The sequence below is a fragment of the Nocardia sp. NPDC057663 genome (assembly GCF_042799895.1).
In the GTDB taxonomy this organism is placed as follows: Bacteria; Actinomycetota; Actinomycetes; order Mycobacteriales; family Mycobacteriaceae; genus Nocardia.
Genome location: NZ_JBHVHX010000005.1, coordinates 162856 through 181633 on the forward strand (window position 1 = coordinate 162856; position 18778 = coordinate 181633).

Consider the following 18778-nt stretch of genomic DNA (forward strand, 5'->3'; position numbering starts at 1 on the left):
AATTCGCACCTGCCCTCACCGGATTACAGCGGCAGGAGGTGGTGCTTGCGGGGGTAGCGGACGACCTTCTTGTCGCGCAGCAGGTGCAGGGCGCGGCGGATTTCCAGGCGGGTGGCCGACGGCTCGATGACGCGGTCGATGTAGCCGCGTTCGGCGGCGATCCACGGGGTGGCGATGGTCGCGTTGTAGAAGTCGATCATCTGCTGACGGATCGCGCCGCGCTGGTCCTCGGGGGTTGCGTCGAGAATCTTGCGCTGGGTCAGGCCGACGGCGCTCTCCGCACCCATGACCGCGATGCGCGCAGTCGGCCAGGCCAGGTAGGCGTCGCAGCCCAGCGCCTTGGCGCCCATGACGGCCCAGCCGCCGCCGTAGGCCTTGCGGATCACGACGGTCACCTTGGGGACGGTCGCCTCCACGTAGGCGAACAGGAACCGGCCGCCGCGCTTGATCACACCGGCCTTCTCCTGTTCCACGCCGGGCAGGAAGCCGGGGGTGTCGACGACCAGCACCAGCGGGATCTCGAAGGCGTTGCAGATGTGGATGAAGTGCGAGGCCTTGTCACTCGCCTTCGCGTCGAGCGCGCCGGCCAGCACGGTCGGCTGGTTGGCGACCACGCCGACGGGCCTGCCGTCCACCCGGGCGAAGCCGGTGATGATGTTCTCGGTGGCGGCGGCGCCGATCTCGTGGAACTCGCCGTCGTCGAAGATCCGCAGCAGCACATCGTGCATGTCGTAGACCATGTTGTCGGAGTCGGGGACCAGCTTGTTCAGCGTGAGGTCGGACTCGGTGACCTCCGGCTCCAGGCCGGGATTCACGATCGGCGGGAACTCGGTGGAGCTCGACGGCAGGTAGCTCAGGTAGGTGCGCACCCATTCGAAGGCGGCGGGCTCGTCCTTGGCGACATGGTGGATGTTGCCGTAGGCGGCCTGGTTGTAGACACCACCCAGTTCCTCCATGTCGACCTTCTCACCTATGGCGTCCTCGATGATCTTGGGACCGGTGACGAACATGTGCGCGCTCTCGGTGGCGACCACGACATCGGTGCAGATCGGCTGATACACCGCACCCGCCGCGCAGTTGCCCAGGATGAGCGAGACCATCGGCACCGCGCCCGAGAGCGGCTCCATCATGGTCGCGAGCTCGCCGTACCAGCGCAGCGACGACACGGCTTCCTGCACGCGCGCGCCGCCGGAGTCGTTGATGCCGACCAGCGGGCAGCCCATCTTGCCCGCGAGATCCATGATCGCGGCGACCTTGCGGCCGAACATCTCACCGATGGTGCCGCCGTAGACGGTCTGGTCATGGGAGAACACGGCGACCGGACGCCCGTCGACCAGGCCGTGCCCGGTGACCACACCGTCGCCGTAGAGGGCGTTCTTGTCGGTGGGGTTGCGCACGAGGGCGCCGATCTCGATGAAGGTGCCCGGGTCCATCAACATGTTGATGCGGTCGCGGGCGGACGGGATGCCTTTGCGGGCTCGCTTGGCGGCCCCCGCCTCTCCGGCCGGTTCCTGCGCAAGCTCCAGCTTTTCCCGCAGGTCGGCAAGCTTTTCGGCAGTAGCACTCATCAATTACATCCAGATTGGTCGCAGTGGTCGCCGTCACCGCGTCCGGTGGGCGTAAGTCACAGTACCGGGGCCGACGGGGATGACACAGTCGCCCAGGGTTGTGACCCTTCACCAGTTGCTGTCCGGTGTCCCTACCGGGGAACGATTGCTCCGCGCAGATGGTCGTAGGCGACATAGCGCCGGTGAGCACGCCGACGACGCCGTGGCCTAGCCATGTAATTGCTGCAGTCGGTGCATCGTGGCATCAGGTGCTCACTTGTCCCGGCCGCGACCAGGGGACGTGCGGTTCAGCCGTCGAGAAGGTGGGGGAGGCCGGCTCGAAAGCGGTCTGCGTCGATGGCTTTGGCGGCGGCGAAGGCGGGCAGGGAGACCAGCGGGAAGATCTGGGCGCGGGGAGCAGGGTCGTCGGCGGCGTCGAGGATGGCGTTGGCGGCGGCGCGACCGGATTCGTTGGCGCCTTCCATGGTGGCCAGGTCGATGTGGCTGCGGACGTGGTCACCGCCGAAGAAGAGGTTGGGAATCGCGCAGTGCGCATCGGGGCGATTGTCGTAGGAGCCGACGGTGTTCACCAGCAGCGGGGTCTCGTTGTGGATGCCGTCGCCGGACCAGGTGATGCCGGGGTCGAGATGCCAGGAATGGATGTCCTCGCCGCGCAACCAGCCGGTGCCGGTATTGAGCCAGGCCTCGAGCTGAGCCCAGGCTTCGGCGGCGATCTCGGGTGCGGTGCAGTCCTTGGCGGTGCGCCCGAAGAGGATTCCCGGTGTGTCCCAGTCGGAGATGTCGACCGACAGGCATTCCAGCACCGAGCCGTCGCCGTAGGTGGCGGGGAAATCGCCGACCCACAGGGGGGCTTGGCGCAGCGCGGTCAGTGCCCAGGGCGAGCCGAGGGCGGCGATGTGTCCTTCGGGGATATCGGTCGAGCGGCGCAGGTAGTACTGGATGCCGACCATCCAGTCGGTGACCAGGTTCCGCATGCCGTCCAGGCGCGGATCGGCGTCGATGATCGGTCCGTCGAGCAGGTCGACGGCGCGGTCGACCGGCATGGCGCACAGGTAGTGGTCGGCGGTCACCGTGGAGGTCCCCCGCGCGCCGGTCACCGTCGCCGAGGCGATGCGGCCGCCGGCCAGCCGCAGTGCGGAAACTCCCTCTCCCAGTACGAAGCGCACACCGAGCGAGCGCAGGTACTCGACCCACGGATCTATCCACGCGGTATTGGTCGGGCGGTTGAGGATCCGGTCGACGCCACCGGAGAACTGCGGGATCGTGCCGGACGCGGCGAGGACGAGTGCCTCGCCGATCGTGCCGATGGTGCGCGCCGAGCTGGTCTGCGGTTTCGCGGCGACGGTGATCCGGGTGAGCGCGTTCACCAAGTACTTCCGGTACGCGGGCGACTTGCCTTCGGCGTGCATGATCTGTTCCCAGGTCACGTATTCCCACTGGCCGAAGCGCCGTTCGGTGCTCGAGGTGAACCAGACGAGCATCTGTTTGGCGAAGAACGCCAGCTCGTGCGCGGGCAGGTCGGGGACGAAGCCCAGTGCGCCGATGATGCTGTTCTGCACCAGTTCCGGCGTCAGCTGACCCAGTCCGCCGAGCTCGACGGGCGTGAAGATCGGCGGCAGGCCCTGGAATCCGGCGACGGTGCCTTCGACCCGCACCAGATTGTCGAGCACGCCGTTCGGGTTGCCGGGGAACGGAATTCGGCTCATGGTGTCGGGCACATGCTGATAGCAGCCGGGGAAGAACCGGAATCCGTGCTCGCCCGGCAACTCCTCGCGACCGGGTGACGCCGTCCCCGGCACACCCATGCTGCGCGCCTTGCCGCCGAGGAACGCGGGTTCGTAGACGGTGACCTCGTATCCGCGCTCGGCCAGTTCGTGGGCCGCGCTCAGGCCGGCCATGCCGCCGCCGAAGATCGCCACCGCCTTGCCGCCGGATCGCAACAGTGGCGAGCGGCGGGCCGCCATGGCGCCCGGGGGAGCGACCGCGAGTGCGGCTCCGGCGACGAGTCCGGCGCGCAACGCGGTGCGCCGGGTGATCGGTGCTGACAACGGTGTCGGCTGATCAGGCATGGTGTTCTCCTGGACCTGCGGTGGTGAGGACAGCGCGCGGCGGGAACGGTGCCGCGGAGCGAGGTACGGTGCCACGCAGGGTTGTTCGCGTGGTGCGCCATTCGCCGGTCGCGTCGCGAATCTCGCGCGCCATATCGGCGAGGACGGCGGGGGCTCGCTGATTGCGCAGCGCGCGCACGGCCAGGCGCAGCGCCCGTGCCGGGGTGTACAGCTCGGCGGGCCTCCGCGTGCGGGAGAAGATGCCGGTGGTGATCTCCGCCAGTTCGGGATCGTCGACGGCCGTGCGGTAGAGCTCGATCTCCAAGGGGCGCATGGCCTCGCCGCGTGCCAGCCGGTTGGTCCAGTGGAAGATCTCGCGGCACTCGGTGATGCGACGGCGCTCCCACTCCGTCAGCGCCGCATCGAGTGCGCGCGGGTCGTCGAGGACCTCGACGACCGACTCGGCGAGCGTCCGTCCGTAGTGCAGTGCGTCCCGGATGCCCTGCGCCGTGACGGGGTCCTTGAAATGTCCCGAGTCGCCGGGCAGTGCCCAGCCGGGACCCGCGGAGCGCCGGAAGAAGGAAGAGATGCCGGTGGCGGACCGGACACGGCCCACCCGCGCACAGCCGCGCAGCCGGTCGGTCAGGTCCGGAATCCGTGCCAGGGCTTCGACATAGCGGCGTTCCGCCGCACCGGGCCCGCGTGCGCCATCGGTGACAGCGGGCGGCTGCACCAGACTGAGCACCAGGCCGTCGTCGCACGGGAAGGCAGTGCCGAGGTCGGCGCCCTCGCGCCACTGGGCGGCGATGTGGCGCGGGGCGTCGGTGGTGTCACGCCAGTAGGCGAAGTAGCAGTCGCGCCCACTGGGCACGGTCAGGAACGGTTGCTCGGCGCCCACCGCCCGCGCGATGGTGCTGCGCCGCCCGTCCGCCCCGACGACGAGCGCCGCGCGGATCTCCACGACCCGGCCTGCGCTGTCGAGATAGCGCACACCGGCACAACGGTTTCCGTCCCACACCACCGAGGTGACCCGGCAGCGCGGCCGAACCTCGGCGCCCGCGGCCACCGCGGTGCGCAGCAGCGCCGCGTCGAGTCCGGTACGGCGCACACACATCGCGTAGTCGATGCCGTCGACCGCGGGAAACGCGGAACCGACGCCGTAGCCCGCACCCTGCGCGAAGGCCGTCGTCAACCGTGGCGCACCGAGGGCTTCGACTGCCGCCAGCGCGTCGAGACGCTGCAGTTCGGCCAGACCGGCGGGCCAGAGCAGATGGGTCGACAGCGTGTCCGACGGGAAGGCGGCGGCGTCCAGGACGACGACATCGCGGCCTGCCCCTGCCAGCGTCGCTGCCGTCGCCGACCCCGCGCAGCGCGCGCCGACCACGACGACGTCAGCCCGTTCGACCGCTGTGGCAGGGGAATCGACCATCGGAACCGCCTCGGTCAACAAGTCTCGGACAGTGTGTCCGATTGATGATGAGGTGATCGGCGCGAAGGTGTCAATAGCGAACCCGCGCAACAGGATTGCCGGTGCCCGCACCCGGCCGCCGATCCGTCCCGGTGCGCGAAGGGCACAATGGGCGCATGGTCAATGCCAGCGCACCAGCCTCGACACCGGCAACGGTCCGCCGATGCCCTCGCTGACCCGCGTCCCGCGATCAGCGCGCAAACCCGCCGACGACCGGCGTGCCGAGTTCGAGCGCCGGGTCCTGACCGCGGTCGAAGACCTGCTCGCCGACGGCACGCCGTTCACCGAGATCGCCGTGCAGAAGATCGCCGCGGCCTCCGGCGCGGCCAGATCGACCTTCTACCGCTACTTTCCGGACAAGAGCCGGCTGCTGATCCGGATGGCGGAGCTGGCCACCACCGATCTGTTCGCGGCGGCGGAACTGTGGTGGAGCGCCGAGCACACCGATCAGCAGGCCGGTGTCGTGCACGCCATGCGCGCGATGATCGGTGGCTTCCGCGACCACCGCTATCTGCTGCTCGCCCTGAGCGAAGTCGCCTCCTACGACCGGGAAGTCGGCGCCTACTGGCGTTCCCGCGTCACGACCTTCGCCGAACTGGTGCGCGCGCGGCTCGAGGCCGAACGAACGGCGGGCCGCGTCGGGCAGCAGCTCGATCCGCGAGCCTCCGCGCTGGTGCTCACCTCGATGGTCGAGCGCACGATTTCCGTCGCCTTCGCCGCCGAAACCGGTATCGGCGACGAGGAATTGGCCGAGGCGCTGGGCCGCGCGATCTGGCTCGTCATCTACGGCGACGCGCCCTAGCCGGGCTGCCGGTCAGTCGTTCACCGCGGCTTCTCGCAGAATCGGCAGCAATGCTTTCGCGCTGACCATATGGTTCTGTCCGGCCAGCATCCGAGGGGTCGCGTGCGGGATGGCCTGCGCCAGCTGACTTGCCACCTGATGCAGGCCAGGAGGGCTCTTTTCGCCGACCGCGACCAGCACCGGCAGGTCGATACTCGTGAACCGTTCCAGCGGTGGCAGCACCTCGGTCAGGCCGATGTCGTACCTCAACGTCGGAGCGAGGGCCTTCATGGTTTTCCAGCCGGGGAACAACGGCAGTAGCGCGATGAACGCGCGAGGCATGCCGATTCCCCGGAGGAAGACCTTCAGCGCCTGGGCGTTCTTGTCGGCTGCGAGAAGGGCGTTCACCTTCTCGGCCAACTGGGCGTAGGAAACCCGTTCGGCCTCGTCGTGCACGTAGGGCGCGTCGTAGATCGCCACCGCGGCAATCTTGTGCGGCAGCCTCGCCGCGGCTTCGAGAGCCAGGGCGGCGCCCGAGGAATGCCCATAGAGGATCGCGGAACCACCCGCCGCGTCGACTACGGCCTCGATGTCTTCGATCTCCCGCACCATCGCGTACGGCAGCGTGTTCCCACTGTCGCCGCGGCCGCGGCGGTCGTAGTTGTAGACGGTGAACTCCGTGGCGAACACCTCGGCATCGGCGGCGATGGGCCGGAACGTCCGGAAACACGTCGCGCCGGTGATGTAGATCAGCGCTGGACCGTCGCCGGACACGTCGTAGGCGAGTTCCGTGCCGTCCTTGGATGTAGTCGTCCTCATGGTGGTGATGACGGGTCTGATCGCCGAAACTCATCGGATCACGGGATTCCGCTGCTCCCGCATCAGGTGGATTACAACTGGTGACAGCGCCGATCCGGCGTGCTGGAATGGGAAACCAGCCGATCTTGACCAGCCAGGACCGGTGGGGCAGCGCGAGCTTGCCGGTGCCGAGGAGTGGGACTCGTGGACACCAATTCCAGCCGCATCGACGACCAGTCCGTCGACCTAGAATCACGCCTGCGCGCCGAGATCGTCACCGGCGGCGCGGCCACCGTCCTGCAGGTGTACGGCGAGATCGATGCCTGCACCGCGGCCCGGTGGCGGGACATCCTCGACGACGCGGTGCGGACCGCCGGGGAGCGCGGGCACCTGGTGGTCGACATCAGCGACGTGACGTTCATGTCGTGCCGTGCCATTTTCGACATGGCCGCCTGCGCCAAGCTGTACGGCAGCGGCGGCGCGCGGATGAGCGTGGTCAACCCCGCGCGCTCGACGATCGACCGCATCGTCACCGCCGCCGGCCTCACCGAATGGTTGCCGTTGTACACCGACCTGGCCGATGCCACGGCCGGGGCTCCTCCCGCGTTCACCGACCCACCTTCCCGGCCACCATCCGAGTACCCGGCCCCACCCGAACTTCGTCTGCCGAAATCGGCGACAACCCGATTCGGGTTCCCGTGACCGGGTACGCGCGCCGTGTGACTGACATGAACCTGCTGGAGATAGCGGAGCGGCGCGGGCCCTTCGCCGTCGTGTACATGGACGCGTCACCCGACCTCGATGACGCCGCACAGCCGTGGGACCTACGCTGCCGATCCATCCGGGAACGGCTGGTGACCGCGGGCGCGAGCCAGGGAATGCTCGATCAGTTCGACCGCGCGATCACCGACAGCCCGCCGCGGCGCGGCTGGGCGGGCAGGCTGCTGATCCTGGACGAGAACACGGTCCATGCCGACGAGTACCTGCCCGAGCCACCCGCGCGGGAGGTCGTCCGGGTCTCGGCGCTGCCGTACCTGATACCGCTACTGCGACAGCACGCGTCGGCAGGCAGCGGCCCCGACACCAGAAGGCAGCAGCAGGAGGTGCTCGACACCTTCGCCACCGAATTCGGCCGCGAAGGCGGCCTGGCCGTCGCCGGCCTCGGTGCGACCGCCGATGCGCTGCGGATGGCCAATGTCGATCGTCTGCTGATCGACCCGGACCGGCTCGGTGACCGCACCGTGCTGGTCGGGGCCGACCGAGCACAGGTGGTCGCCGGTCCGGACGGACCGGCGAGCTGGACCGCAGGCACAGCACCACATCAGACCTGCCGAGCCGATGAAGCACTTCCCGTCGCCGCGCTCCTGATGGGGGCCGAGGTGACCACGGTATCCGGTGGCCTGCCGTCGGAGGATGGCGTGGCCGCGCTCGTACGTCAACGCTGACATCGATCCGAGAGAGGTGATCACCCATGGCCGTCTGCGAAACCTGCGGCAACGATTACGCCCGATCCTTCACTGTCAGCCGTAACGGCGACAGCTGGACCTTCGACAGCATCGAATGCGCCGCCTCGAAACTTGCGCCGAGCTGCGCGCACTGCGGCTGTCGGGTCCTCGGCCACGGCGTCGAAGCGACCGGCACCGTGTACTGCTGCGCCAACTGCGCCCGCATGGCCGGCCACGACGAACTGGTCGACAGCGCGTAAGCCGAGACCACGCCTTTCGGCATAAGCCTTTTCGCGAATGGACCCGGCACTGGGCCGGCCGTCGGTGGGTCAGCTTTCCGGCACCCGGCGGTCGTCGTCGCACGGTGAGTACGCGCCGATCGACGAGGCATAGACGAGTGCGCGAACCTGCGCCGCTGTCAGGCTGTTTTCACCGGAGCGAAAATCGAGGCGAGGTGGTGGGTGACGTCGTGCGCCGAGACGGGGCAGGCGGCGTATCCCAGATAGCCGTCGGGGCGCACGACATAGACGGCGCCCGGACCCGCGTGGTACCGGCGTGCGAAGTCGCCGTCACGGTCACGGATGACCGGCAGCGTTGTCTGCGCGACTACGGCGTCGGGTGCGGCGACCAGGTAGGTATCCAGCCTGCCCCCGGTCACTGTCCGGATGCGCTCGACCCAGGCCTCGATGGTGTCTATCGCCGTAGCGTCGCAGGTGCCGTCGACATACGCGAGGACGGTGTGGTCCGGGCCGGTGAGCAGGGTGAACAGCCGGAAAGAGTCGGTCACCGCCGCTCGGGTCAGCCCGGTCGCGTCCGGGGCGCGACTGCCCGCCGACGGTGCCGGTGCGCCGGCGGCGGATTCGGCCACGATGGGACTGTCGCGATAGTCGATCAGCAGTTGGGCTTCGCGCCGCAGAACCCGGTCGGGGTCCGTTTCCCCGGCGCCGATGCCCTCCCTGGCATGGCGCACGGTGCGGCCGACGACTTCCTCCCCGACGGGCCTGCGCTCCGCGTCGTAGCTCGTCAGCAGGTCCGGCGCGGCCACTCCGGCGACCGCCAGCGCGAGCTTCCAGGCAAGGTTGTGTGCGTCCTGGATACCGGTGTTCATGCCCTGAGCACCCGTGGGCGGATGAATATGAGCCGCGTCGCCCGCGACGAAAACCCGCGCCCGCCCATAGGAATCGACGATGCGGTGGCTGATCCGGAACACCGACGACCAGCGCATCCGCGACGCCGTCGTCGGTTCGGGCGCCAGCCGGTCCAGTACCGCCTGGATGTGCGAGAGTTCGGGCGCGGGTCCGCCGCTGATCCCGTGCGCCACCTTGTCGCCGTCGGTGATCTCGAGCTCCGGTGGCACGCGCATGGAAACCCGATAGCGGTGATGGCCCGGCAGCGGGATGCAGACCAGCACGTCATCGGTGACGCCGTCGGTCCGGTGCATCGCCCGCACGCCGTAGCCGGGCGGTTGCGACCAGTCCAGTTCCACATCGCCGAGCATGTACTGCTCGGTGAATGCCGCACCTTCGAAGCTCAGGCCGAGTGCCTTGCGGACGGTGCTGTGCGCGCCGTCGCAGCCCACCAGATACCGCGCCCTGACGGTGTGTTCGCCGTCGGGTCCGCGGAGTCTGGCGTCGACGCCGTCGTCGTCCTGTGTGAACCCGGTGAGCGTGACTCCTCGCTCGATCTGCGTCCCCATCGACGCCAAGCGCTGCCACAGAATGCGTTCGGTCTCGTACTGGGGGATTCCGATGAACCCGAACGGCACATCGGGCGGCAAGCTCAGTTCCAACCGGCCTGCTTCGACCCCGTTGACGTAGACGAGCTGACCGCGCAGCTGAATCGCGGCGTCGAGGATCTCCCGGAGGACACCCATCGCCTCGAAGAGCTCCAGCGTGCGGGGCTGGATCCCGACCGCTTTCGCATACCGCGGTGGGCTGGCCAGCGCGTCGACGATCCGGCATCGCACACCGCGTCGAACCAATTCGACGGCCGCTGCCGATCCCACCGGACCGGCGCCGACGATGAGGACCTCCGTGTCCACCATGCGACATCACCTCGTGCTGGAAGAATCCGCGTCAGTGTTGGTTGCCGATCGTACGCCCGGGGGTCGTGGGAACACCGCATTCGGTCGCTCAGGGCATTTCAACCGTTTCGGCCCTGGCGATCTCCTCGATAGCCCGCCGAATGCTGTCCTGTGCGGGTACCCGTGCGAGCCCGGCCAGGTAGGCGATGAGCAGCACGGCGGCGGGCTGCGGGTTCGTCGCCGCGTGGTCGGGCTCGTTCGCGTCGTCGACCCCGAGTGCGCCGGTGAGCGCGCCGACCACAGCGGCGACATCGACTCGGGAGAACCACGTCGCCGACTGCCGCACCACCGCGTCCAGCACGGCCCGCACGTCGTCGCCGGTGAGCCCGTCGGGATGTGCGGTCTCCAGCAGTTCCCGCACGATCGCCGCCAGTACCGAGCTCACCTGGTCGGCGGGGAGTTCGGCGAGGTCCGCCACCGCCTCGGTGAATCCGGGTTCGTCGGCAGCGTGCGCCGCGGCGACGGCGGCCTCGACGGTGGTAGCGATCGTGCGAGCTGACGACGGCCAGTCGGTCGGCCACATGGTGCGGTTCTCCTCACGGGTCGGCGTGCCACGTTCGCGCGCGGCACGCCGCCAGCGTAGTCAGTGCGGCGACACGGTCGCTCGCCCGTTCACGCGGGACGCGCGAGCGGCGTGTCGGGGTCGCCGGAATTGCGTAGCGCGACAATCTGTTCCGGCACCCAGTAGATCCGGCCGAACTCGAACTCCTGGTAGACCCCGTCGTCGTGGGTGATCTCATCCGAGGCAGGCCAGCCGAGCTCGCCGTTCTCGAATCCGGCCGCCGACCATCGTGCCCCGATCGCACCGTGGACGCGATACGCGGGGTGCCCGGCCCGGCGGTAGACGGTCCCGCCCTGGAAGGCCTGCGTGAGACCGGGACCGGTGCCGCGCGGGTCGGGCAGTTCGGCGTGCTCGGCGATCGGGTAGCCCAGCGGTCCTGCCTCCCAACCGAGTTCGGCGTACTTGGTCATGATCGCCGTCGGGATCGCGTGGGCGTCGGTGGCCGGGTGCCAGTAGACGTAACCGTGCTCGAACTCGGCGAAGCGGCCGATGCCGTCGGGCGTCGCGAGTTCGCCGTCGGTCCGTCGTCTGCCGAGCCAGGGTGATGCCGCCGCCCTGGCATCGATGGCGGTGGGCGCGGCCCCGGCGAACGCGGCGACGTGGCCGGCGAAGACATCCCAGGGAAAGTTCGGGCCCACGTCGGTGTGCGTGCCGATGCCGAGCGCTCGGGTCACATACTGGTGATCGGCGATGCCGTCGCCCACGTGGTAATCCGGGGCGATGACCGCCGTCGAATAGCCGTGCCGGTGCGCGCTGCGGACGGCGAGGTACGCCGCGATGCGCAGGTCGTCGTCGATGGACAACCAGGCCGCCCGCGACCACGCGACCCGGCTGCCCGCGAAACACAGGTTCACCGTGAACGGATTGGCCGAGAGCACCGACCAGGACGCGAGCTCCTCCGGCACGACCCGCACCACGATCTCGTCCCGCAGGGTGTAGTGGTAGGAGACGCCGTTGGCGGGGTTGTTGAGGTAGGCGGCCAGCGATTCGGCGGTGCCGTTGCCCTCCTGGGTGTGCAGCAGGAAGTTGGTGATCCGCGCTCCGTCGCGAGAAGAATGCGAGGGCCCGAGCCGGTCGAGCTCGGTGAACTGCGGTATCGGGATCGAGCGGTCCAGGCTCCACTGCCCGAAGTCGGGCGCCAGAATGTCGTCGACGTCGACGTGGGTGCCGTCGATGAGCGGGCCGGGATTGCTCGGGGTATCGATGATCCGCTGGTACAGCACCGCTCTGGGCTCACGCTCGGTACCCGACCAGGCGCGGGTCTGCCACACCCAGCTGAAGTCGCCGCGACGGCCGACCACGTTGTCCTCGATCGCCCAGGCGCACACCCGCGAATGTCCGTAGATTCCGGTCCATTCCGTACCGAGCACCGCGTTGACACCACGAAAGAACTCGACGGCTGTCTGGTTCCACTGCGCGAGCGAGATGTCCTCGTCGACGGCGAAGAAGATCGGGGCCTGCCGGGGACCGCCCACGCTGAGATGGGTGGCCAGCGCCTGCTCGGCCATCCGCCTGCCGCCGTCGAATCCGGTCGTCCAGTCGGACGGGGTGGCATTGCCCGGTTTGCCGTACTGCCAAATGGATACGACATCCAGGCCCGCCGCGGCGAGCGCGCGTGCGTACTCGGCGGTGATCGGTTTGGCGCCGAAATTCGCCCCGGGTCTGCTGGGCGCGACGTAGGCGAGGACCGCCGAGTGCCCCGCTGCCGCGATCGCGGCGGGATCGATGAGACGGGCGGCGAAATCGACAGCTGTAGACATGGTTGACCCCCTGCATGACTGCATATCTGTTGGCATAGCTCACGCTCGTACCCGCGCCGTGTCGGCGGGGTGACGCTGGTGCCAGAGAATCGGCACCGGGTGACCGAGGATCTCACCCAGCACCCATTCTAAGCGAAACATTCAGCCCTTCATCGGGATTCATAGTCGATCCGTCTGAAACCCTGCGCTGACGTAGTTTCACTCACCCGCCGCCGCCGTATCGGCAGCCGGCCTTTCACCGGCGAAGCGGATCATCGGCTGCCGTGAACGAACCGGTGACCTGTTGTTTCGCCGACTCATCGCCGGATCTGCGTGGCGTGGCTGCCGCCATCGGGGGAGTGTGGATCGAACGTCTCGCCGAGGCAGGCATCCTCGAAAGCCCGTCGGACTTCTACACGCTGACCAAGGAGCGGCTGCTCGAATTCGACCGCATCGGCGAGGTCTCCGCCGCGCGCATGATCGATTCGATCGACGCCAGTCGCCAGGTCGGCCTTCGCCGCGCTCTGATCGGCCTCGCCATCCCGATGGCCTCCGACGGCACCGCCGCCCGATCGGGCTTCGGCTCCCTGGAGGAGGTCGCAGACGCGGGCGAGGAACGCCTCGTCACGGTGGAAGACATCGGCCCGAAGGTCGCCGCCTCCCTGGTCTCACACCTGACGCGACTGCGTCCCGAACTGGATCGCCTGCGCGAACTAGGTGTCTCCTTGGACGTGCGCGAAGAGGACCTGCCGCCGGTGATCACGGCAGGCGCGCCACTCGAGGGCAAAACGGTGGTGATCACCGGTGCGATCAGCGATCCACGCTCCGGCGAGAAGGTCGCCCGCCCAACCTTTCAGCGTCTCTGTGAGCAGGCGGGGGCAACGACCGTATCTTCGGTCCCCGCGAACACCGACATGCTCATCACCGGCGCGGGAGTCGGTGACAGCAAGCTGGCCAAGGCCGAGAAGCTCGGCGTCGAGGTGGTCGACCAGGGCGATGTCTGGGCCATGCTCATCGATGCCAAGGTCATCTGATCGACGCAGGCCTGGACGTGCGACGTCCAGCCAAAGATGGCGGTAACCATGTCTTGTTACCTGGGCTGTGGCCAACGATCCTACCGATGCTCGATCGTTTCGGCGAGAATGTTGGCAAGGCTGTCGAGTTCGGCTTTGAGGCTGATGTAGTGCGGAAGGGAACGGTGGCTGTGGTGCATCAGGTGCCATAGGCCCTTCAGCTGCCGTTTCCAGACTTGTTTAATCTCCGGGGGCTGCGCGGCTTGGATTGTGTGGCGGTGCGAAGTGGTGTTCTCCGGAGGTCAGCTGGACCCAGACATAGATCGAGGCGACCTGGCGCTTGCGGTCGCCGAGTTCAGGTTGCTGTGAACTGCGACCGGAGGGGAGCCGGAAGATAAGGTCGTTCCAGGTGGTTTCGTCGATGAACCAGGCTTCCAGCGCGCGGCGTCGATACTGGTAGTTGATCAAAGGTGGCGGGTTCGTCGAGTACGGGTAGCGAGAGCGGTCAACTGTCGAGGAACCCTTGAGGGTCTCGGTTGATCTCGTCGAGCGACCTTTGCCACTTCCACGAGTCGTTCATGGGAACCATGATCCACCTCGATGCCGTCGCCGACGGCGCCGAGTTCCGAGACTTCTTCAAGGCCTACTACGGACCGACGGTCGCCGTGTACAAGGCCATCGCCGCGGAACCCGACCGGATCGCGCGGTTGGACCGGGAACTCGTGGATCTCGCTTCCCAGCACGATCTTGGCAACGGGTGGATGGAGTGGGAGTACCTCCTGGTCACCGTACGCCGATCGGCCTGAACTGGTCATATGGCATTGCCCGGAAAAGCCACAGTGGCCGATGCGAGAGCGGGACTGCTGCACGGATAGGTGACAAACCTGGCTTTCCCAGCCCCGCTAGCGGCTCGCCACGCGGGTAGCCGACCCAGCGGCAGAGGACATCATGGACGCCGACGAGCTACCGTCGTGATTCTGCTTGGGCTCGGCGGGCTCGGCACGAGAAATTCACCCGACTTCGCGCAAGCCCGTCTCAGGTAGCAATCGACGACGCCAGAGCTTGCATGAACGCGTACATGTCCGCCAGTGTGTGCGCGGGCATCATGATGTCGCAGTACGGCAGGGCTGCCGCCATCGCACCGGTGGTCGGTTGGAATCGGGCGTCGCCCGCACGGGGATTGAGCCAGATGACGCGCCAAGCCCGGCGTCGGATCCGGGCCATCGCACGGGCGAGGACATCGGGGGTGTCGCTGTCCCAGCCGTCCGATGCGATGACGACGACGGCGCCGCGCACCGCATTGCCGGACGGAGTTGTGAGCAGCGTGCCGAGGCAGCGGCCGATGTGCGTGCCGCCGTAGCGGTCGACCACCTTGTCGTTGGCCCGGGCCACCGCGACATCCGGCGAACGGTGCGCCAGCACCGAGGTCAGCCTGGTCAGCGAGGTTGAGAAGGCGAACACCTCGGGGCGATCGGGCGAACGGCGCTGCATCGCGGCCCGCATGAGGTGCAGGTAGATCGTCGAATACGGCTGCATCGAGCGGCTGACGTCGCAGATCATGACGATTCGGCGCGGGCGGCGCCGGGGACGAGTGCGGACCAGCACCGCCGACTCCCAGCCGGTGCGGCGGGAATTGTTCATCGTTGCCCGGAAGTCGATGCGCTTGCCGTGCGGATGGTTTTCGTAGCGCCTGCTGCTGCGCTGCGGCCAGTGCGCCGACGCCTGCTCCAGCCAGGCTCCGACCGTCCGCAGATCGTCCGGGTCGAAGTGGTCGAACGGTTCCTGTGCTCGTGCCGCGAACCGGCTCGGCAGCACGTCCGGTATTGCCACACCCTGGTCGGTCGATCGGTCCGCGACGATCGCCGATCCCATTGTCGCCCAGGGGACTTCGCTGCCTTGCCGAGACTGCCCCCGACCGCCCACGCGCGGCGCCGACGCGCGTTCGGTCGGCAGCCCGTGCGTTCGGCTCGGCGGGTCCACGCCCAGCACCGCATCGGCGAACACCGTCGCGAAGACCGCGTCGAAGGCAGCGAGATCCTGCATGCGATCGACGAGCGTGAGCCGCGCAGCCCAGTAGAACTCGGTGCGCGACCGCGGCGCCATGCGGCGCAAGGCTTGCACGAACAGCGCGGGCCCGCTCGGCGCCACCGCGACGCCACCGCGACGCAGCCGCGCGACCACCGCGACAGCGAATGCGGCCAGATCGATGCCGCGCAGCAGTACCGCTCGTGTCATCGTTTCCCGCGCATCCACCTGCGTACCAGGACAATTGCGAGCGCGGCCGCCAGCACGAACGCGATCGCCGGCGCAAACTTCTTGATCATCGCGGGCCCGACCAGATCGACTAGGTCGAGCGGTGCCGACTCGGGTTGTGCGACCGGTTGCGGCCGCATCCCTCGGCTGTCCGGTCCGACGACCGCCTCCGCGGCAGCCGAATCGCCCGCCGCGAGTTTCGCTTCGAGAGAGGTGACGAATTGACCGACGAGTTTCTCGGACACCTGCTGCAGCATCCCACTGCCGAATTGGGCAAGCTTGCCGACAATCTTGAGGTCGGTGTCCACGGTGACGCGGGTCTTGTCGCCGTCTTCACGCAGTTGCGTGGTGATGGTCGCCGCTGCGTTTCCGGATCCGCGTGAATCTCGGCCGCTGCCGTTGATGACCGCGCGATGGTCGTGTTCGTCGCGCTCGACGAAATTCGCCTTCCCGGTGAATTCGCTGGTCACCGGGCCGATTTTGACCTTCAGTTTGCCGAGGAAGTCGTCCCCCTCCCAGCCGAGCATCTGTGCGCCAGGCATGAGCGGGACCACCTGTTCGAGGTCGGTCAGCACCTCCCATGCCTGCTCGACGGGTGCGTTGACGGTGAACTCGTTGGCGATCTTCATCGGTGTATCCCTCTCATCCGGTAGCCAGGCTTCGGGTGTATTCGACGAATGCCGCATGCACGGCGTCGCGATCGTCGGGTGTCTTCGCCAGTGCGCTCAGCGCGGCGACCGCCTCCGGTGCGGTGAGATCGGCGACGTCGAGCGTTGCCAGCGCGGCGATCCAGTCGATGGTCTCAGCGACGCCGGGCGGCTTGTCGAGATCGAGATCGCGGACGCGGCCGACGAATCGGGTGGCGTGCTCGATCAGCGCGTCGGTTGCCCCGGGCACGGTGCGTCGCACGATCGCCACCGCGCGGGCCGGCTCCGGGTAGTCGATCCAGTGGTAGAGGCAGCGCCGCCGCAGCGCGTCGTGCAGGTCACGACTGCGGTTCGAGGTCAGCACCGAGAGCGGCGGGTGCTCGGCGACAAAGGTCCCGAGCTCGGGAACTGTCACCGTGGCCTCACCGAGGAATTCGAGCAGTAGCGCTTCGAATTCATCATCGGCGCGGTCGATTTCGTCGACCAACAGCACCGGGGGCGTCGGACCGCGATATCGGACACAGCGCAGGATCGGGCGGTCCACCAGGAATGCCTCGGTGAACAGGTCGGCTTCGGTGAGGTCGGCGCCGCGCGCCTCGGCGAGCCGGATGCTGAGCAGCTGACGCTGGTAATTCCAGTCGTACAGCGCTTCGCTCACGGTGAGGCCCTCGTAACACTGCAGGCGTATCAGCGGTGCACCGAGCACGGTGGCGAGGGTCTTCGCCGCCGTCGTCTTGCCCACTCCCGGTTCGCCTTCCAGTAGCAGTGGCCGACCTAACGTGGTGGCCAGATAGAAGGCGGCGGCGGTCCCGGTATCGAGCAGGTAGTCGTCGGCGTCGAATCGTCGCACCACGTCCTCGACATCGTCGAACGGCGACATCATGGTGATGCCGCGGCGCGCAGGCGTTCGTAGTCGTCCCAGGTGTCCACGTCCAAGGGCATCGGTGCGTCGACGTCGAGTCGGGACACCGTGACGCGGCCCGACTCGATGATCTTCCACACGGCCTTGTCGCCGTATAGTCGGGACAACTCGCCGAAGACGCTGCGGCTCAGCCAGAATGGGTGCCCGATACCGTCGTGGTAGCGACAGACCGTGATCGCAGCGGTCGTTCCTTCGGCGATCAGTCGGTCGACGGTCGCCGCCGACAGGCCTGGTTGATCACCGAGCATCAGCACGATTCCGGCGGCCTGGGGACGCACCACGCTCAGTGCCGAACGCAACGACGACGAGCAGCCCGAATCGAAGTCTTCGGCCATGACGATCTCCAGTCCGGTGAGATCGACCTGTTGCCGGACCGCCGCCGCCGCGCCGCCGAGGGTGACGATGATCTGATCGAAAGCGCAGGATCGCACCACGTCGAGGGTCGCGCCGAGAACCGTCGTATTCCGGTACGGCAAGACCTGTTTCGCCGTGCCGAGACGCCGTGAGGTTCCCGCGGCAAGTACGACTCCGGTGACGAACCCGATTGTCATGAGCCTGTCTTCGTCGCTGCGAAAGACATGCGGCAGCCGGCGCCACAGAACCAGTAGTCGACATCGTCGATGGTGAGACGTGGTGTGACCGGCCCGACCGTCACGGTCATACCGCACACGGGATCGACGGCCTCGAACACGACGCTCGCCGGGCGGGCCGGGACGGCCAAGCCGCCCTTGCGGATCGCCTGGATCAGTTCCGCGACAATCGAGACTGCTATCTCCGCGGACGTCTTGGCGCCGATCGGCAAACCCACCGGGGTGCGCACACGAGCCCGCTCGGCGTCGGTCAATCCGAGTTCGTCGAGAATCGATGCGCCTCGAATCCTGCTGGCTACCAACCCGACATACCCCACACCCGCGTCGAGCGCGACGCGGATCATCTCGGCTTCCGGGCCACCGTGGCTCGCGATCACCATCGCCGTCGTGTCGGTCGGCGAATCCAGCGAGTCGGCGTCGGCAACACTGCGCTGCACCCCGAATCCCACCAGTTCGCACATTTCGGCCAGGGCGTCCGCGATGGGTGTCGCGCCGCAGATGCGCATCAGCGGTGCTGGGTTCTGTGGCTCGAGGAAGATCTCCAGCGCTCCGCCGGACAGACAGGGATTCACGACCACCGCAGCGCCAGGCGCCTCCGGAAACTGCAGATCGCCGTCGGGTAGCACACGCAGCAGCACGCTCTCGTTCGACTGGAGGGCACCCAGCGCCGCCTTGCGGACCGAGTTCTGGGCGCATTGGCCGCCGACGAATCCTTCGATCGTCCCGTCCTGCAACAGGATCGCCTCGTCGCCGGCGTGCGCCGAGGTCGGCTGCTGTGCGCGCACGACGGTCGCGCGCACGAACGGCGTCCGGGAGCCGACCAGCTGCTGTACACGCTCGGCGATCTTCATCGGTGATCCT

General features: G+C 67.9%; 19 protein-coding genes. 6 read left to right on the top strand and 13 right to left on the bottom strand.

Translation table 11 applies throughout. The features are described 5' to 3' along the window. Positions 1 to 23: 23 nt before the first annotated feature. From ACFVAV_RS14340 to ACFVAV_RS14350, 3 genes are all read right to left on the bottom strand, one after another. Positions 24 to 1568, bottom strand: a complete 1545-nt coding sequence (locus ACFVAV_RS14340; protein WP_379034869.1) for an acyl-CoA carboxylase subunit beta — start codon at positions 1566 to 1568, stop codon at positions 24 to 26. 287 nt (positions 1569 to 1855) lie between these two features. After that, on the bottom strand, positions 1856 to 3637 hold the full coding sequence (locus ACFVAV_RS14345) for an FAD-dependent oxidoreductase (protein WP_379034871.1): 1782 nt from the start codon (positions 3635 to 3637) through the stop codon (positions 1856 to 1858). Beyond that, on the bottom strand, positions 3630 to 5045 hold the full coding sequence (locus ACFVAV_RS14350) for an NAD(P)/FAD-dependent oxidoreductase (protein WP_379034873.1): 1416 nt from the start codon (positions 5043 to 5045) through the stop codon (positions 3630 to 3632). The genes ACFVAV_RS14345 and ACFVAV_RS14350 overlap by 8 nt, the downstream gene beginning before the upstream one ends. Positions 5046 to 5247: 202 nt before the next feature. On the opposite strand from ACFVAV_RS14350, the gene ACFVAV_RS14355 reads away from it, so the two are divergent. Further along, positions 5248 to 5886, top strand: a complete 639-nt coding sequence (locus ACFVAV_RS14355) for a TetR/AcrR family transcriptional regulator (RefSeq protein ID WP_379034875.1) — start codon at positions 5248 to 5250, stop codon at positions 5884 to 5886. 12 nt (positions 5887 to 5898) lie between these two features. On the opposite strand, the gene ACFVAV_RS14360 is transcribed toward ACFVAV_RS14355, so the two are convergent. Beyond that, positions 5899 to 6684, bottom strand: a complete 786-nt coding sequence (locus tag ACFVAV_RS14360) for an alpha/beta fold hydrolase (RefSeq protein WP_379034877.1) — start codon at positions 6682 to 6684, stop codon at positions 5899 to 5901. A 183-nt stretch (positions 6685 to 6867) separates the two neighbouring features. On the opposite strand from ACFVAV_RS14360, the gene ACFVAV_RS14365 reads away from it, so the two are divergent. The 3 genes from ACFVAV_RS14365 to ACFVAV_RS14375 are packed head-to-tail and all read left to right on the top strand — an operon-like array spanning position 6868 to position 8368. After that, positions 6868 to 7365: an anti-sigma factor antagonist gene (locus ACFVAV_RS14365; protein WP_379034879.1), complete on the top strand. Its 498-nt coding sequence runs from the start codon at positions 6868 to 6870 to the stop codon at positions 7363 to 7365. A gap of 17 nt (positions 7366 to 7382) precedes the next feature. Next, the gene (locus tag ACFVAV_RS14370) at positions 7383 to 8108 is read left to right on the top strand and encodes a hypothetical protein (protein ID WP_379034881.1); all 726 of its coding nucleotides are present in this window, start codon (positions 7383 to 7385) and stop codon (positions 8106 to 8108) included. A 26-nt stretch (positions 8109 to 8134) separates the two neighbouring features. Next, the gene (locus tag ACFVAV_RS14375) at positions 8135 to 8368 is read left to right on the top strand and encodes a hypothetical protein (protein WP_379034883.1); all 234 of its coding nucleotides are present in this window, start codon (positions 8135 to 8137) and stop codon (positions 8366 to 8368) included. Between the two features lie 158 nt (positions 8369 to 8526). Here ACFVAV_RS14375 and ACFVAV_RS14380 read toward each other — a convergent pair whose 3' ends face one another. From ACFVAV_RS14380 to ACFVAV_RS14390, 3 genes are all read right to left on the bottom strand, one after another. After that, the gene (locus tag ACFVAV_RS14380) at positions 8527 to 10152 is read right to left on the bottom strand and encodes an FAD-dependent monooxygenase (RefSeq protein WP_379034885.1); all 1626 of its coding nucleotides are present in this window, start codon (positions 10150 to 10152) and stop codon (positions 8527 to 8529) included. Between the two features lie 88 nt (positions 10153 to 10240). Beyond that, positions 10241 to 10714 (bottom strand): hypothetical protein, encoded by a 474-nt coding sequence (locus ACFVAV_RS14385; RefSeq protein ID WP_379034887.1) that lies wholly within the window; start codon positions 10712 to 10714, stop codon positions 10241 to 10243. A gap of 89 nt (positions 10715 to 10803) precedes the next feature. Further along, positions 10804 to 12513, bottom strand: coding sequence for a glycoside hydrolase domain-containing protein (locus ACFVAV_RS14390; RefSeq protein ID WP_379034889.1), 1710 nt, complete (start codon positions 12511 to 12513; stop codon positions 10804 to 10806). A 263-nt stretch (positions 12514 to 12776) separates the two neighbouring features. Here ACFVAV_RS14390 and ACFVAV_RS14395 point away from each other — a divergent pair, with 263 nt between their 5' ends. After that, positions 12777 to 13526 carry a helix-hairpin-helix domain-containing protein gene (locus tag ACFVAV_RS14395; RefSeq protein WP_379034891.1) on the top strand — a complete coding sequence of 250 codons (750 nt, stop codon included), beginning with the start codon at positions 12777 to 12779 and terminating at the stop codon, positions 13524 to 13526. Positions 13527 to 13745: 219 nt separating this feature from the next. On the opposite strand, the gene ACFVAV_RS14400 is transcribed toward ACFVAV_RS14395, so the two are convergent. Beyond that, positions 13746 to 13973, bottom strand: coding sequence for a hypothetical protein (locus ACFVAV_RS14400; RefSeq protein ID WP_379034893.1), 228 nt, complete (start codon positions 13971 to 13973; stop codon positions 13746 to 13748). Positions 13974 to 14083: 110 nt separating this feature from the next. Here ACFVAV_RS14400 and ACFVAV_RS14405 point away from each other — a divergent pair, with 110 nt between their 5' ends. After that, positions 14084 to 14311, top strand: a complete 228-nt coding sequence (locus tag ACFVAV_RS14405) for a hypothetical protein (protein WP_379034895.1) — start codon at positions 14084 to 14086, stop codon at positions 14309 to 14311. A gap of 229 nt (positions 14312 to 14540) precedes the next feature. On the opposite strand, the gene ACFVAV_RS14410 is transcribed toward ACFVAV_RS14405, so the two are convergent. The 5 genes from ACFVAV_RS14410 to ACFVAV_RS14430 are packed head-to-tail and all read right to left on the bottom strand — an operon-like array spanning position 14541 to position 18768. Further along, positions 14541 to 15740, bottom strand: a complete 1200-nt coding sequence (locus ACFVAV_RS14410; RefSeq protein ID WP_379034897.1) for a VWA domain-containing protein — start codon at positions 15738 to 15740, stop codon at positions 14541 to 14543. After that, the gene (locus tag ACFVAV_RS14415) at positions 15737 to 16387 is read right to left on the bottom strand and encodes an SRPBCC family protein (protein WP_379034899.1); all 651 of its coding nucleotides are present in this window, start codon (positions 16385 to 16387) and stop codon (positions 15737 to 15739) included. Before ACFVAV_RS14415 ends, ACFVAV_RS14410 begins: the two co-directional genes overlap by 4 nt. Positions 16388 to 16400: 13 nt before the next feature. Then, positions 16401 to 17288, bottom strand: coding sequence for an AAA family ATPase (locus ACFVAV_RS14420; RefSeq protein WP_379034901.1), 888 nt, complete (start codon positions 17286 to 17288; stop codon positions 16401 to 16403). After that, entirely contained in the window at positions 17285 to 17878 is a 594-nt protein-coding gene (locus ACFVAV_RS14425; protein ID WP_379034903.1) for an NTP transferase domain-containing protein, read from the bottom strand. The genes ACFVAV_RS14420 and ACFVAV_RS14425 overlap by 4 nt, the downstream gene beginning before the upstream one ends. Beyond that, entirely contained in the window at positions 17875 to 18768 is an 894-nt protein-coding gene (locus tag ACFVAV_RS14430; RefSeq protein WP_379034905.1) for an XdhC family protein, read from the bottom strand. The genes ACFVAV_RS14425 and ACFVAV_RS14430 overlap by 4 nt, the downstream gene beginning before the upstream one ends. Positions 18769 to 18778: the final 10 nt, after the last annotated feature.